Annotated in this window: 12 protein-coding genes and 2 pseudogenes; 7 read left to right on the top strand and 7 right to left on the bottom strand. The window is 41.6% G+C overall.

Features of this window, described 5'->3' with window-relative positions:
* Positions 1-37: 37 nt before the first annotated feature.
* The 3 genes and pseudogenes from HC660_RS07720 to fadH all read right to left on the bottom strand — a co-directional run.
* A pseudogene (locus HC660_RS07720) lies at positions 38-527 on the bottom strand (manganese catalase family protein); the annotation flags it as partial.
* Between the two features lie 247 nt (positions 528-774).
* A complete protein-coding gene (locus HC660_RS07715; protein ID WP_010334051.1) occupies positions 775-2,001 on the bottom strand; it encodes an EAL domain-containing protein in 1,227 nt (408 codons plus the stop codon).
* 63 nt (positions 2,002-2,064) lie between these two features.
* Positions 2,065-2,829 carry a 2,4-dienoyl-CoA reductase gene (gene fadH / locus HC660_RS07710; RefSeq protein WP_168747645.1) on the bottom strand — a complete coding sequence of 255 codons (765 nt, stop codon included), beginning with the start codon at positions 2,827-2,829 and terminating at the stop codon, positions 2,065-2,067.
* Positions 2,830-2,973: 144 nt separating this feature from the next.
* Here fadH and HC660_RS07705 point away from each other — a divergent pair, with 144 nt between their 5' ends.
* From HC660_RS07705 to HC660_RS07690, 4 genes are all read left to right on the top strand, one after another.
* Positions 2,974-3,834 carry a metallophosphoesterase gene (locus HC660_RS07705; RefSeq protein WP_168747644.1) on the top strand — a complete coding sequence of 287 codons (861 nt, stop codon included), beginning with the start codon at positions 2,974-2,976 and terminating at the stop codon, positions 3,832-3,834.
* A 57-nt stretch (positions 3,835-3,891) separates the two neighbouring features.
* The gene (locus HC660_RS07700; RefSeq protein ID WP_081720804.1) at positions 3,892-4,386 is read left to right on the top strand and encodes a L,D-transpeptidase family protein; all 495 of its coding nucleotides are present in this window, start codon (positions 3,892-3,894) and stop codon (positions 4,384-4,386) included.
* Between the two features lie 75 nt (positions 4,387-4,461).
* Positions 4,462-5,754, top strand: a complete 1,293-nt coding sequence (locus tag HC660_RS07695; protein ID WP_168747642.1) for an MFS transporter — start codon at positions 4,462-4,464, stop codon at positions 5,752-5,754.
* A 124-nt stretch (positions 5,755-5,878) separates the two neighbouring features.
* A complete protein-coding gene (locus tag HC660_RS07690) occupies positions 5,879-6,343 on the top strand; it encodes a YkyB family protein (protein ID WP_168747640.1) in 465 nt (154 codons plus the stop codon).
* Between the two features lie 252 nt (positions 6,344-6,595).
* On the opposite strand, the gene cheV is transcribed toward HC660_RS07690, so the two are convergent.
* Entirely contained in the window at positions 6,596-7,507 is a 912-nt protein-coding gene (cheV, locus tag HC660_RS07685; protein ID WP_168747638.1) for a chemotaxis protein CheV, read from the bottom strand.
* Between the two features lie 207 nt (positions 7,508-7,714).
* Here cheV and HC660_RS07680 point away from each other — a divergent pair, with 207 nt between their 5' ends.
* Together HC660_RS07680 and HC660_RS07675 are read left to right on the top strand one after the other, a co-directional pair.
* A complete protein-coding gene (locus HC660_RS07680) occupies positions 7,715-7,876 on the top strand; it encodes a protein YkzT (RefSeq protein WP_168747637.1) in 162 nt (53 codons plus the stop codon).
* A 201-nt stretch (positions 7,877-8,077) separates the two neighbouring features.
* Positions 8,078-9,261 (top strand): annotated as a pseudogene (locus tag HC660_RS07675) (aminotransferase A).
* A gap of 9 nt (positions 9,262-9,270) precedes the next feature.
* Here HC660_RS07675 and kinA read toward each other — a convergent pair.
* Together kinA and HC660_RS07665 are read right to left on the bottom strand one after the other, a co-directional pair.
* Positions 9,271-11,091 (bottom strand): sporulation histidine kinase KinA, encoded by a 1,821-nt coding sequence (kinA, locus tag HC660_RS07670; protein ID WP_168747635.1) that lies wholly within the window; start codon positions 11,089-11,091, stop codon positions 9,271-9,273.
* Positions 11,092-11,253: 162 nt separating this feature from the next.
* Positions 11,254-13,374, bottom strand: a complete 2,121-nt coding sequence (locus tag HC660_RS07665) for a peptidoglycan D,D-transpeptidase FtsI family protein (RefSeq protein ID WP_168747633.1) — start codon at positions 13,372-13,374, stop codon at positions 11,254-11,256.
* Between the two features lie 338 nt (positions 13,375-13,712).
* On the opposite strand from HC660_RS07665, the gene HC660_RS07660 reads away from it, so the two are divergent.
* The gene (locus tag HC660_RS07660; RefSeq protein WP_029441230.1) at positions 13,713-14,489 is read left to right on the top strand and encodes a CAP domain-containing protein; all 777 of its coding nucleotides are present in this window, start codon (positions 13,713-13,715) and stop codon (positions 14,487-14,489) included.
* Positions 14,490-14,526: 37 nt separating this feature from the next.
* On the opposite strand, the gene HC660_RS07655 is transcribed toward HC660_RS07660, so the two are convergent.
* The gene (locus HC660_RS07655; protein WP_168747631.1) at positions 14,527-15,393 is read right to left on the bottom strand and encodes an NAD(P)-dependent oxidoreductase; all 867 of its coding nucleotides are present in this window, start codon (positions 15,391-15,393) and stop codon (positions 14,527-14,529) included.

Here is a 15,393-nt window from a genome sequence, read left to right as displayed (position 1 = left end):
TTTGCAATTTTGTCAAAATCCTCTTTTGAATAACGGGATTCGAGATTGGATGCATTTTGCCGATACTTACGCCAGTCGCAACCTCAAGCGCTTTGGCATAAGCCACGATGTAAACGCCGCCGTACATGAGCAAATTCAGCACCAGGTTTCCGCTGTTAAACCCATTTTCACCAGTCCAGACTTCCCCATCGATCAAACGGATACGTTTGAGCCGTTTCAATAAGATACTGGAAATTGCGTTTATTTTTTGCATCTCTCATCGGTGTAAAACATCGGGATCACCTTTAAATGCCGAACCTGTCAGCATTAAAGACATAATCCTTCAGCCGTAATGCTTGATACGAGATCGTCGTAAAACGGTTTTACTTTTTTCTTGCAGCGAAAGTTACAGGATTGGAACATGTAATGATTGAGAGTGGACAACCAAATTTGCCGCCTAACAGCTCTTGAACTGCGGCTAGAGCATTTGGGTCAGGATGTTCTGGGGTTGGAAGGTCAATGCGCAGGCTGTTGCTCCTTTTGAACAATTTTTATCCTCCTAGAGGCGTTGTTTACCACTAATAAGGTTTATTGTTTTATGGTTTGTCTTATTCGTTGACAAATAAAAAACTTGGCGGGGGTAGCGCCAAGCTTTTCGGATCTTGATCTGATAGAGGGGTTGGGGAACAGAGAGTAGCTTCTCTCTATAATTAAATGATAATGATTCTCAGTATCAATGTCAATCGTTTTTTTGATTTTTTTTTCAATTCATAAAAAAAACGGCTCTTCAGCCGTTTAAATCAAACCATCCTGCTCATATAAATAAGAATACGGCAGGTCTATAAATAAATACATATGATCATCCATCGGATACGAAAACGTTCTAATCATTTCACCTGTTTCCAAATCGCTGTACAAATCACTGAAAAATCCTTTTCTGAGGTTTCTCATTCTCATAATATTCTCTAAAAAATAAGGACGCCAGCTCCAGTTCTTCTCGGTATACTCCGGCTGGTAAATCCATTCTCCGTCTTGTTTAAAAACATTTCCAGTCAGCTGATCGCCTTCTTCATCACAAATATAAATTCTAAAACTGCAATCCGTCAGCTCTTCCGCCAGCTTTTTAATAAAGTCGTCATCATCCGGAGACTGGTTGTATTTTCGCAATGATGTAACAGCCTGATGCACCCGTTTGTAAAACTGTTCAGAGTGCTCATAGACGGTTTCTAGTTTCTTTTTCTCATGTGTGATAAATTGGTGAAATTCAGTCTTAAGTCTTCGCTTCAATACATCTCTCTCTAAAAACGATTCTGACGGGGACACCAAATAAAAGCCCTGAAAATAGCGGCCTCCGTTTCTCCATGCATATTGAAGCTGAAAATTCGCCTCAATATCTTCGTAAAGCAGCGCCGCACCGATTTTTCTTGCTAATAATGAAATGCTGTACAGCACATGCTCATAAGACGGAGATGGCTGCGATATTTTCAGCGCCTGTAGATCAATTTTTAACAAATCTGGTGAAAGCAGCGCAATTCGGTCCAGATTGCTGCTTTCTTTTCCGATATTATCAACTGCAATTTTAATTCCGTATGTACGATAGTAGGCAAGCATATGGTAAAGCTGCTCAATATCCCCTTCAAAATTGTGCTCCGTAATTTCAAGCACGAAACGATGAAGTTCGATCCCTCTCGCTTCATACTCTTTCAGAAGCTCAAGAAAGCTTTCGCCGTGATCAAGCATTAAAAGATTGGCATCCTGATTCATAAAAATCAGCAGATCCGAATCCGCTTCTAAAAAGCGGTCAAGAGCCTGGCGGATAATTCTGTTATCAACCTCTAATTTATATTCTTCGGGTATCCCCGCATCTAAAAAAAAGGGTCCGAGACTTTGAATTTCTGAATCTGCCAATATACGTCCCAGCACCTCATACCCGACGATTTTCTGCTCCTCGGCACTGAAAATCGCCTGGTAATATGGGTGGACATCATCAATGTTCGTTAAAATATCAAGTGGATCCAACATGTTATCACCTGCTTCTCTATCTTTGTCTAATTATACCACATTGAATCCAAAGATTAATATGCTTTAAAACGGATAGGGATTCAGCCATTGCCCCCCATCCAGAGTGACACATTCTCCATTCATATAGGAAGCTTCATCAGAAAGCATAAACGCTGCCAAAGCGGCAATTTCCTCGGGTGTGCCAAGCCGGCCGAGCGGCACACTGTTTATCGTTCGGGACATCGCTTTTTCTGATTCAAAAAGCTTTTCTGCACCGCCTGTTCGTTCAATTGGACCGGGTGCAATCGCATTGGAACGGATTCCGTATTGACTGCCCCACTCTACGGCAAGAGTTCTAGTGAGCGATAATACGCCAGCTTTTGCCGCAGCGGAATGAGCAACCCCCGCACCCGCTCCCCACGCATAAGTGGCGGCCATATTTAAAATAACACCCTTCTGCTGATGCTCAATCCAGTGCCTGGCTGCGGCCTGACTGCAAAAAAATGTACCATTTAATACAATTTCAATTACCGCTTTCCATCCATTGGGCGTGAGCTTTTCCGCCGGACAAATAAAATTGCCGGCTGCATTATTAATAAGTGCATCAAGACGCCCAAACCGATTTAGCGCTTCTGCAACCATTTGTACTGCAGAAGAATCAGAACGGACATCCATTTGAAAGCAGGCAACTTGGCCCTCAAAGGTTTCAATTTCTTTTTTTGTTTCTTCAAGCGCTTCCTGGTTCCGCCCTGTTATCATGACGTTCCATCCCAAGTCGGCCTGTTTCTTTGCCATTGCTTTTCCCATGCCGCTTGACCCGCCGGTAATAATAACAACCTTTTTTTCCATTGTATGATCCCTCCTATTATGAATGATCATTCATTCAATATTATTCTACCATCATACACCATCTTCTGTCAGCACATGCTGAGATGAGATTTTTTAAAGGTACAGGTGATATAATAGAAAAACTCTATTAAAGGTTGGTTTGAAATGAAAAAGATGTCCAGAAGACAATTTTTAAAAGGAACGTTCGGCGTTTTTGCGGCCGGGGTTTTAACGGCTGGCGGCGGATATGGCTATGCCCGCTATCTGGAACCGCATATGATTGAGACTACTAAACACACGATTAAAAGCTCTCTCATTCCCCATGGATTTGATGGTTTTAAAATTGTGCAGTTCAGTGATACACATTTAAGCGATTATTTTACGCTTGATGACTTTAGAACTGTCATTCTGACAATCAATGAATCTAAGCCTGATTTAATTGTTTTTACCGGTGATATTATCGATAACCCTGATACGTATCACAATTATCAGGCAGTGATTCCTTTCTTGAGAAAGCTGCAGGCACCCTTCGGAAAGATTTGTGTTTACGGCAATCATGATCACGGCGGCTATGGAACCGATGCTTATAAAAGCTTGATGACTTCAGGAGGTTTTACGGTGTTCCGCAACGCCTATCAAAAATTGACGCTCACAGACGGCAGCGAAATTGAGATTGCTGCGCTCGATGATTTAATGCTCGGGAAACCCGATTATGAAGGCACCCTATCAAAACTAAGCGAGAAGCTTTTTTCCATCCTGCTCGTCCATGAGCCTGATGCCGCCTTGAATACAAAAACATATCCTGTCAATCTGCAGCTATCCGGACACACACACGGCGGGCAAATTCAGCTGCCCTTCTACGGACCGCTTATTACGCCTCCGTACGGAAAAGTCTATACCGAAGGAATGTATCAAACAGATGACACTCATATTTATGTGAACCGCGGCCTTGGGATGACGAGACTGCCTTTGCGATTTCTGGCTAAACCTGAGATCACAGTCTTTACATTAAAAAGCACAAATTAATGTAGCAGAATGGGTTCCTCATCAATACTTATAAATAAAAAAGGGAGGATGAGGAAACTGCTCACGTACCAGATTAAACAAGGCGATACACTCACCAGCATCGCGGCCGATTTCAGAATCAGCACCGCTGCTTTAACTCAGGCCAACCCTTCGCTGCAATCAGGAGTTATCGCCGGACAGCGCATTGTCATCCCCGGTCTCCCGGACCCGAATACGATCCCCTATCATATTGCAGTCTCAATTGGGGCTAAAACCCTTACTTTGCACCAAAATAATCGGGTAATAAAAACATATCCGATCGCCGTCGGTAAAATACTGACACAAACACCGACTGGCGAGTTCTATATTATTAACCGCCAACGCAATCCCGGCGGCCCATTTGGCGCTTATTGGCTGAGCCTTTCAAGGCAGCACTATGGAATACACGGCACGAATAATCCCGCTTCGATTGGCAAGGCTGTGTCTAAAGGCTGTATCCGCATGCATAACAAAGATGTTCTAGAACTCGCTTCCATTGTGCCAAACGGAACAAGAGTCATGATTAACCGGTAATGTTTTCTTATTTGTTTCAAAAACAGGCGGTTTATAATATGATAAAGTGGGACCTTTAGGGTAAGGAGCGTTTTTATGGATATATTTAAAAATCGTAATTTTGTTCGTCTATTTTTCGCAGCACTCGCTTCTCAAATGGGCACGACAGTAGGCAACATGGCATTTGCTTTTTTCTTGCTGGACCGTTTCAGCAGCCAGCCTTCGTACACAACCTTGGCTGAACTGATGTATTCCCTTCCTACAGTATTTGTGTTTTTACTTGTGGGAGTTGTGGCGGACCGGTTTGACAGAAAAAAAGTCGCGGAAAACTGTGATTGGATCAGAGCCGCCCTGACTGTCGTTCTTTTTTTCACTTTATTTACCGGCAATATTCCTCTTGTTTTCTGTATTTTGTTTATCAGAAGCGCTGTAACCAAGTTTTTCTTTCCTGCAGAAAACAGTTTAGTACAAGCCATCCTGCCGAAGGAGCATTATGCGAAAGCGGCCGGGCTTAATCAGATGCTTTTTAGTATCTTTATGGTATTTGGGGTTGGAATCGGTGCTTTTATGTATAACACAATCGGAATTCATGGAGCGATTATTCTTGATTTTATCAGCTTTATTATTTCCGGCCTGCTGATCCGTACCTGCCGGATTCCGAAAGAAGCCAGACAGCCGAACGGTACATTTAACTGGAGACAAGCTTCCTTAAAGGATTCGATAAACGATTTTAAGGAAGGCATTGTCTACATTTTAAAAAACAAGCTACTGGCCTCTCTTATTTTCGGTTTCTTTGTTTTTGGTTTTGTGAACGGAGGATTTGCTGTATTGCCGATGTTTACAATGAAGTATGGACTGGCCCCCGACCGTTATGAGTGGCATACATCCGTATTTACGATCGCGATCGGGTTTGGGCTTTTGGCAGGAAGTGTGATTGGCACGTTAATCTCTAGAAAAGTGAAGCCTCACTTTTTAATGTCGGTGCCGATTTTAATTGCAGGCTTGCTGATTTTTGTCCTTGGCTACACCAAAGTTTTATGGGTGTACTACGCGACTACTTTTGTACTGGGGATGTGCATCGGTCCGGTAAACATCGCCATCGGGGGATGGATGCCTAAGATTGTCCATCCGAAGCTGATGGGACGTGTAAGCGGCTGGCAAGATCCTTTTATGATGTTTGCGCAGTCTTTGACACTCGGCTTAGTGGCGCTGTTATTCCCTAAGTTCGTATCAAACATCGATTATCTGTATTACGGCATGGGCGTTTTCATCCTGGCTGTTTTCATTTTCTATTTTGTGGCACTGCCAAAATACAGTGCGCAGGCTGTGGAAGTGAATGTACAGGAAACATTTCAAGCTCAGCCGAAAAAGAAAGCAAAATCTGTATAATATAAGTTAAAAATGCGCTTTTTTCCTCAGAAAAAGCGCATTTTTGCATTCAATATTTGCATTTCAACCTTAAAAAAGTATAATCTAATCATAAAGAATTTGATTAGAGCAAAGGAGAGAAATAATGGACGACCATGCATACTCGAAAGATCTGCAGCCAACCGTAGATAATCTTTCAAAAGCAGTTTACACTGTGAACCGCCATGCAAAAACCGCCCCCAACCCTAAATACCTATATCTGCTGAAAAAACGGGCTTTGCAAAAGCTTGTCAAAGAAGGTAAAGGAAAGAAAATAGGGCTTCATTTTTCCAAAAATCCAAGGTTCAGCCAGCAGCAATCGGACGTGCTTATCTCAATCGGAGACTACTATTTTCACATGCCTCCAACTAAAGAAGACTTCGAACATCTTCCGCATTTAGGTACACTTAATCAGTCGTACCGAAATCCTAAAGCTCAAATGTCTTTAACAAAAGCAAAACACCTATTGCAACAATACGTCGGCATGAAAGAAAAGCCGCTTGTGGCGAATCGCCAGCAGCCTGCATATCATAAGCCTGTCTTTAAGAAACTCGGCGAGAGTTATTTTTAATAAAAAAAGCCGCTGCCACTGGGGGACTGACCCCCGTTTTTGAGACAGGGATCAAAACACATTTTATCCAGCCAATTGCCGATAGCTTATCGGTGATTGGCTGTTTAGTTTCGTTTGAATACGGCTTGTTCCCATACAAAAAACACCTCCAGTCTTATTTCGGACAACAACGATCCGTTTTCAAACTTGAAGGTGTTTTTTATTTGTCTCATCTTATGGGGTCAGTACCCACTTATGGCATCCGTCTTTTTATTAATCGATCACATACGTATCTACTTTTTTAATCAGATCGCCGATTTCCGGCTTGCTGATTTGCTCATCGGCACCGACCACTTCTCCCCGGTGACGCAAATCATCTGTAATTAATGATGAGAAAATCATAATCGGCACATCAGAACTCTTCGGATTGTCTTTAAGCAGCTTTGTCAGCCTGTGCCCGTCCATTTTCGGCATTTCAATGTCACTGATGATCATATCGATCTGTTCTGTTAAATCATTGCCGCTTTCAGCAAGGTTCATGATATAGTCATATGCGTCTTTTCCATTCTCAAACGCTGTAATATTGTTGTATCCGGCTTCTGTTAATTCATCCTTTAAGAGGCGCATCAGAAGCGGTGAATCCTCCACAATGATAAGTTTTTTATCAGCTCTTCTTTCATCGAAGCCCTCGGTATGCATATTATACGTATCAACACCTGAGTCTGATTCGATATCATAGATGATTTTTTCATAATCAGGCAAAAAGATCATCATGTCTTCCAGTTTAATAATCCCTGTGAGGTGGCGCTCCATTCCTTGATTTAAGGAAGTTGGCTTTTCAATCGCTTCCCAGGAAACCCTGTGAATTTGAGAAACAGATCCGACATGGAAAACAATTTTTCGCTGGTTAAATTCAGTTACGATATACTTCTCGTCTTTTGATCCCTCAGGCTCAACCCCAAAAAAGGAAAACAAGCTGATGACTGGGAGAATTTCTCCTCTTAGTTTAATCATTCCTTCTACATGCTGGTGGGAGTGAGGCACTGATGTGACCTCGACAGGCTGAATAATCTCTCTCACTTTCATGACGTTAATGCCGAAAGCATTGCCACCAACGCCAAACTTCACAATTTCTAATTCATTTGTACCAGAATCCAATAAAATTTCGTATTGTTGTAACGACAATTCAATCCCTCGCTATTCGCATTCAGTATTGTACTGTATATATCGGCGCAAATTATAAAAAATGAATGGTGAGGCTCTTCAAAATCCTATTCTGGCCATAGTTATGCTGACAATCTCAAAAAAAGAAACTTTTTTCCTAATGTCCATTGACATTCCGACTGACAGTGATAAAATAGTCAAGGATTTTTCCAAAGAAGGGTGTAAATAATGGGTACTTTAGTAATATTTAAAGAAGATGAAATGACTGTTTTAGAGGATATCAGTGAAGAGACTTATCTTCATATGAAGAAAGAATCTGCTGTTCTTCAACAAGAGCATCCCCCGTACATGATTTGGCACGAAGACCTTCATTTTGACTATGGTTATTGATGAAATTGGCACATATAAACAATAATAGAACATGATACAATAAAGACAATCAAATCGCTGGTTGTCTTCTTTTTTTCTGAGAAGGAAGGTATGTTTAGAAAATAGGCGCATACAATCGAAATATATCGGTTAAAAAGGTGACAAATGGCCAGCTAGTGGTAAAATAGGATAAACTCATTATATATATTAAGGTGATGAATTATGGAACATTTGCTGAATCCGAAAGCCAGAGAGATTGAAATTTCAGGAATACGCAAATTCGCAAATCTTGTATCTCAACACGAAAATGTCATTTCACTTACGATCGGCCAGCCTGATTTTTTCACGCCGCATCACGTAAAAGCTGCCGCAAAAAAAGCCATTGATGACAACGTTACATCATACACTCCGAATGCCGGTTACCTGGAATTGAGACAAGCTGTTCAACTTTATATGAAGAAAAAAGCGGATTTCAACTATGAAGCTGAAAGTGAAATAATGATCACAACAGGAGCAAGCCAAGCCATTGATGCAGCATTCCGCACCATTTTGTCTCCCGGCGATGAAGTCATTATGCCCGGTCCGATATACCCGGGTTATGAACCTATTATTAATTTGTGCGGTGCTAAACCTGTCATTGTTGACACGACGTCCCACGGTTTTAAGCTCACAGCCCGGCTGATTGAAGAAGCTCTGACTCCCAATACCAAATGTGTCGTGCTTCCTTATCCGTCAAACCCTACCGGTGTCACGTTATCTGAAGAAGAGCTGAAAAGCATCGCGGCTCTATTAAAAGGCAGAAATGTCTTCGTATTGTCAGACGAAATATACAGCGAATTAACATATGACAGACCGCACCATTCGATCGCAACACATTTGCGGGATCAAACGATTGTTATTAACGGCTTGTCAAAATCCCACAGCATGACGGGATGGAGAATCGGATTTTTATTCGCTCCTAAAGAAATAGCAAAACACATTTTAAAGGTTCATCAATACAATGTGTCATGTGCGTCCTCTATTTCTCAAAAGGCAGCGCTTGAAGCTGTCACTAACGGATTTGACGACGCCCTGATCATGAGAGAGCAGTACAAAAAACGGCTCGATTATGTGTATGACCGCCTCGTGTCTATGGGGCTTGATGTCGTAAAACCGTCTGGCGCATTTTATATTTTTCCTTCTATTAAATCCTTTGGAATGTCTTCGTTTGATTTTAGTATGGCTCTTTTGGAGGATGCTGGTGTGGCGCTTGTGCCCGGCAGCTCGTTCTCAGCGTTTGGTGAAGGATATGTACGGCTGTCTTTTGCATACTCGCTGGACACATTAAGAGAAGGATTAGATCGTTTAGAATTATTTGTACTAAAGAAAAGGGAATCGATGCAGACGATATAAACAACGGCGTTTAAGCCGTTGTTTTATTTTTTTGGAAATGAGATCTTAAACGCTGTGCCTTTATCCGGCTGACTGTCTACATGGATAACGCCTTGATGATTCTCAATGATATTGAATGTTACCATCAGCCCGAGTCCCGTTCCCTTTTCTTTTGTCGTTAAAAATGGTTCTCCAATACGGTTGAGCACCTTTTCAGGTATGCCCTCCCCTTCGTCCTTGACGGTAACATGAACAGAATGCTCATCTTCTGTTACGATAATGTCTACAGTGCCTCCGTCAGGCATGGATTCTACGGCATTTTTTATTAAATTAATGAATACTTGCTTTAGCTGATTTTGGTCCCCGTTTATATAAATGCTGTCTTTCTCATAACGGGTTCTGATGAAAATCCCGTTCAAATTCGCCTGAGTTTCCAGCAGCGCCGAGACTTCACCAATTAGTTTTTTCAAGTTCAAATGCTTTTTAACCGCATTCTGCTGGGGTTTCGCCAGCATCAGCAGTTCACTGAGTATTAATTCAATTCGGCTGAGCTCAGAGAATACAATGTCAAAATAATGTTCATTTCCTTCCATCGTCGGTTTCATCAGCTGTAAAAATCCTTTGATCGCTGTCAGCGGATTGCGGATCTCATGCGCGATACCCGCTGCGAGCTGTCCTGCGATAGATAACTTTTCTGATTTAAGCATGAGTTCCTCTGTTTGTTTTCTCTCAGAAATATCACGCAGAATGACTTGGACAGCTGCTTCACCGAAAAAGGTCGTCGGAATGCAGACCATCTCCGTGTAGATGACCCTGTTCTGAAAGGTAAACCATGATTGCTTAACAATTTCTGATTCTGTTTTTTGCTCGGCAATGTTTTGGATTCTCTCTTTCACATCCTCATGATCGCAAGGGTGAAGCTGATCGTATATATTTTTGCCGATTAAATCCTCATAGGTAGCCGCTTCAAACAGCGAAATTCCCGACTCATTCATAAACACCCATTTCCCATTATGAATCACAGCAATAGTATCGATTGAATTTTGAATCAGCAGCTGATATCTTTCACGGCTTTTTTGCAGGATGGTTTGGAATTTTTTCCTTGAAGAGATATCGATTAGCAGAAGCAGTTCAGCCTGCTGGTTTTTGTAGACGGTCGGGGACGCTTTCACTTCTAAATGAACAGGTGTGCCATCAAGCCTTTTCCACGTCTGTTCAATCATTCCGACTTCCATTCCTTTTTGCATTCGTATAATTCTGTTTTTGACGATATCATGATACTCTTCCTCAATAAATTCATAGGACCATTTACCAATAACAGCATCCTTGCTCTTTGCTCCCAGCATGGAAAGCATCGCGCTGTTCACATAGACGATTTTGCCGCTGACACTGATGCATAGCGGGCTTGGAAGATTTTCAACTAGCCGCTCATAATCATCCGTTATATATGTAGTTGATTCCGGGTTCGCAGGCTCAATTTCATGTTTTTCGCAGGTAAGAGGCTGATGCCCGGACTCTTCTTCGAGAATCTTCATTTTCAAAATGATTTCCCGTTCCGTCCGCTCAGCTCTCGTCGTCACAATTTCTACTGCAGCCTCCACCCATACAATCGTATGATCTTTTTTAATGAAACGAAAGGTGCACGGCATCAGATGATGTTCATTATAAAAATAGCTTTCAACTAAAAATTGGTCTTCCTCATGCAGAAATGTCTTGAGGAATGATCCGATCATTTCTCCCTGGAGATAACCCAGATACAGTTTGGAGTTGGCTGATATATAAATGATGCGTCCATTAGAAGCCAAGACTGCATGAATATCGGTTTTCGTTTGAAATGGCTTAACATACTGCGTATCCTGTTCCACAGAATCCCTCCTTTGCATGATCATCATGTTCGACATTTACAGATTGACTTTTACCTAGTATGATTCGCTAGAAAATGAGTATTCTCCTTCTATTCTTATAGTGATCTCTAATTTTTGAGTAAAAGAAAGGGCACACAATCTGTCAGATGTGCACCCTGTTTTTTATTTTTCGCTATTTTTCTTTTCGAGCTCTGCGTAGGCGTGTATGGCTCTTTTGGCGATTAACTTATTGATCGGATCGTGATCGTTTGCTACTGAAGGTACAACCACACTAAATGCAACTTTTGGATTTTTCGATGGGTAATAGCCGACAAATGTTAGATTGTATGTCCTTTTTCCCCACCAATTTTGATTTGTGCCGTAGTAAAATGTTTCAGCTGTTCCCGTTTTTCCAGACACGTCTTCTGTAAAAGTATTTTTAGCGGTCCCCGAAGTTGTAACTAATTTCATTCCAGTTTTTACTTGCTGAATATCACTTTCCGTATTATTGATTTTATTCAGGATGTTAGGCTTTCTTTGCTCAATTGTTTTTCCAAGCTCCTCTTTACTGCTGGGTTTATGGATACTTGTGACGATTCTAGGCTGTATGCGGTATCCGCCATTTGCGATTGCCGAAATGTACTGTGCCATCTGAAGCGGTGTATATGTATCATATTGACCGATGGCCAAGTCTAAAATTAGTCCCCCTACGGCATCAGGTGTCGTTTGCATTCCTGCAGATTCCTGCGGCAGGTCAACACCAGTCTTGACTCCAAGGCCAAACTGGCTGTAGTAATTTCTCATTTTGAGCAGATCCTTCTGATCAGCAGGAAGCGGTCCATGCGGCTTATACGTTACCCCAGCTATATGCATAGCAACATTAAACATATATACGTTTGAACTTTTTTGCAAAGCCGTTAATTCATTGATGGTTCCCATGTTCATATAGGATTTCTTAGGCCTATTATTTCCTGCAAAATACAGAGGTGTATCAACGAAATATTTATAATGCGGGATACCATCTTGATAGCCGGCGAGAACGGTTGCACCCTTTACTGCTGATCCCATTTCATATTGGGTTGTAAAAGCACCGATCGCATAATCTTGAATCTTATTTGTTTCTAAATCTATCTTTTTTCCTGCCATCGACAAAATATCGCCGTTATTCGGATCCATCATCACAACAAAGGCCCGGTCAAGCATATAGTTTCCGCGCGCGCGGCTATTTCTCACTTCTTCTTCAACAATCTTTTCTACCTTTGCCTGAAGCTCCATGTCAAAAGAAAGCCGAAGATCATAGCCCCTGCTGCCTTTGTCAATTGTTTTCTGGCTGACGACATTTCCTTTATTGTCTTCCACGTATTCCACTTTTTCTTTATGAGAATTTAAATAGTCCTCATATTGATACTCCAAATAACTTTTGCCGACTCTGTCATTACTCGCATAGCCTCTCGTAACATAAAAGTCTTTCCGGTCGCTGAGCAGCCCTTGATCAGGTGTTGTGACACCTCCAAAAACGGAATAAAGTGTTTTGTCATAAGGGTATTTTCGTGTCCAATCGTTTACGACATCTATCCCCGGCAGCTCTTCTAAATGCTCAGACACAATAGAAATTTCATCATATGTTAAATCATTTTTCGGTCTTTGCGAGAAGTTTTTCTTTTCATCAAGCAATGATCCATTCTTGCCGTTGCCATTGCTGTTATTTGGGTCCATCGCTTTTACAATCTGAGGTTCATACGCATTCCCGCTTGAAAATCTTGTGTATATGGCCGCGGTTTGCATTTCTCCGTCATCCCGCTGGATGGCCTTCAATTCTTTAGCCGGGACGCGTTCCACTTGAAGCTTGTAAGCCTGTGTCCCCTTCAGATTGCTTTCAGATTCCTTTAACAGGCGGGCGGCTTTTTTCGGATGAGAAGCGAGCCAGTAATCACGTAAATCTCTATCCTTTAAAAATTCGGTATCAATATCGATCAAAGCGGCAAGCCGTTTAGCTGTTTTGATTTTGTCCTTTGTTTTTGTGCTTGATGTTGAGACATACACAATTTCCGGCACGCTCTGGTTATCAACAGCCACTTTCTCGTTTCTGTCATACATCTTTCCCCGAGGCGCTGGATAATACGCTGTTTTCGCATTAGCTTTCTCAGCGTTTTCTTCATGCTGTTCGCCTTCGACAATTTGAACAACGCCAAGCTTAAAGATTAATGCAGTAAATAGAACAAAGACCGCTAAGAAATACAGATTCATTCTGATTGCTCTGCTTCCTTTTCGCTTTTTCTTTGGTTCACGTCCTATTTCAGTCACTTCTGGTTACCCCTCTCAAATCATTCAATATATTTACATATACTGTTTTTAATTGTAACACCTTTGTAATAGTTGTTACAGCGAAAAGGGATAAAAAAAGTTGTCAATAATGAAATACATTAAAATATAACTAACGATTCAAAAAATAGGAAGCTATGTAACTGTGAGATAAAGTCACTACATACACATGACTCGCTTGTCATCAGCGGTTCAGCGCGTTTTGATTACAAAAATGACAATCATCATTTGTCAAAGGAAAGTGATGGATTCTTTATGACAAAAAAGCTATGTTATGATTTTTTTGTAGAAAACAAACAACTCTAGGAGGTTACGAACTAATGAAAAAAGCATTTATTTTATCTGCTGCCGCTGCGGTTGGATTATTCACATTCGGAGGCGTACAGCAAGCATCAGCGAAAGAACTCTCCTGCCAGCCTGTGGTAACGGTCAAAACGGGGAACACAGTGCAAAACCTTACACTTAAGGATGTAGTGAAAAAGCTACATATTAAAACAAATATAAAAACACTAAACGCGGCGAATGAAAAAGAGCTTGAGCAGCTTCTTCAAAAGCATGCGAAACAATCCAACATGAAGATTCAGGATGTTCAAAAACCGGAAGCTGTAAAGCCAGCTCAAAAGGCTCCTGAAAAAGCCGCTGATCAAAGCACTGCTGCTAAAGCACCGGCTACTGCTGAAAAAACCAGCAATAATACAACAACAGCTGCACCTTCATCTGTAAGTGCATATGAGAAAAAAGTTGTTGAGCTGACAAATGCAGAAAGACAAAAACAAGGTTTAAAACCGCTTCAAATTGATGAAACATTAAGCAAATCTGCACGTGCAAAATCACAGGATATGAAAGACAAAAACTATTTTGATCACCAAAGCCCAACTTACGGCTCACCGTTTGATATGATGAAATCTTTCGGAATCAGCTACAAAACAGCTGGTGAAAACATTGCTAAAGGACAAAAAACACCTGAAGAAGTAGTAAAAGCTTGGATGAACAGTGAGGGCCACAGAAAAAACATTCTTAACCCTAACTTTACACACATCGGTGTGGGTTATGTTGAATCAGGCAGCTACTGGACACAGCAATTTATCGGAAAATAATAAAAAGAGATTGCCTGTTTTGACAGGCAATCTCTTTTTATTTCACCCAAAGTTTATATATACTTTGAGTTCCGCTGTTTTCTTCTCCTTGTACGGCAAGTTGGTCATATAATGATTTCGCTAGCGACAAGCCTGGCATTTCTTCCCCCATTAATTCCGCTTCCTCTAAAGCAATTCCCATATCTTTAATAAAATGCTTTACGTAAAAACCTGGTTCGAAATCACCTTTCAGCATACGCGGGGCGAGGTTTGACAATGACCAGCTTCCTGCCGCTCCAGTTGTAATGCTCTTCAGGACGTTTTCCGGCTGAAGACCTGATTTTTGGGCATAAGCCATCGCTTCGGCTACACCGATCATACCTGCTGCAATCGCGATTTGATTACACATTTTTGTGTGCTGTCCGCTTCCTGCCGGCCCTTGATATTGAATATTCTCTCCCATTAAAGAGAAGATGGGCAGGCAAGCTTCAAACGCTTCTTTTTCTCCTCCGACCATAATCGCCAGTGTTCCGTTTTGCGCGCCGATGTCACCTCCTGAAACAGGTGCGTCTAAGGCACATAATGATTTTTCTTTGGCTGCCTCCGCAATTTTTTTGGCTAACGACGGTTTAGAAGTCGTCATATCAATGAGATACGCGCCTTTTTTAGCATTTTCAATAATTCCGTTGCTGCCGAAATACACTTCTTCTACATCACTGGGATAGCCTACCATTGTAATAATGACATCAGCTTCTTTTGAAAGATCTTTTACGGTGCCTTTCCATACCGCACCTTTTTCCAGTATGCTGTCCGCTTTTGCTTTTGTGCGGGTGTACACCAATACAGGATGTCCATCATTAAGGATATGTGAAGCCATACTGTTTCCCATTACTCCAAGACCGATAAAACCGACTGTTTTTTTCAA

It is taken from the genome of Bacillus mojavensis (genome assembly GCF_012648005.1).
GTDB classification, from domain to species: Bacteria; Bacillota; Bacilli; order Bacillales; family Bacillaceae; genus Bacillus; species Bacillus mojavensis.
This window is presented reverse-complemented; position numbering and strand designations above follow the sequence as displayed.

Bases quoted from the DNA above. Each gene is read 5' to 3' on its own strand.
- HC660_RS07705 (WP_168747644.1), top strand. From the start codon at position 2,974: ATGAAAAAGATGTCCAGAAGACAATTTTTAAAAGGAACGTTCGGCGTT.
- HC660_RS07715 (WP_010334051.1), bottom strand. From the start codon at position 2,001: ATGTTGGATCCACTTGATATTTTAACGAACATTGATGATGTCCACCCA.
- HC660_RS07695 (WP_168747642.1), top strand. From the start codon at position 4,462: ATGGATATATTTAAAAATCGTAATTTTGTTCGTCTATTTTTCGCAGCA.
- HC660_RS07690 (WP_168747640.1), top strand. From the start codon at position 5,879: ATGGACGACCATGCATACTCGAAAGATCTGCAGCCAACCGTAGATAAT.
- HC660_RS07660 (WP_029441230.1), top strand. From the start codon at position 13,713: ATGAAAAAAGCATTTATTTTATCTGCTGCCGCTGCGGTTGGATTATTC.
- fadH (WP_168747645.1), bottom strand. From the start codon at position 2,829: ATGGAAAAAAAGGTTGTTATTATTACCGGCGGGTCAAGCGGCATGGGA.
- HC660_RS07680 (WP_168747637.1), top strand. From the start codon at position 7,715: ATGGGTACTTTAGTAATATTTAAAGAAGATGAAATGACTGTTTTAGAG.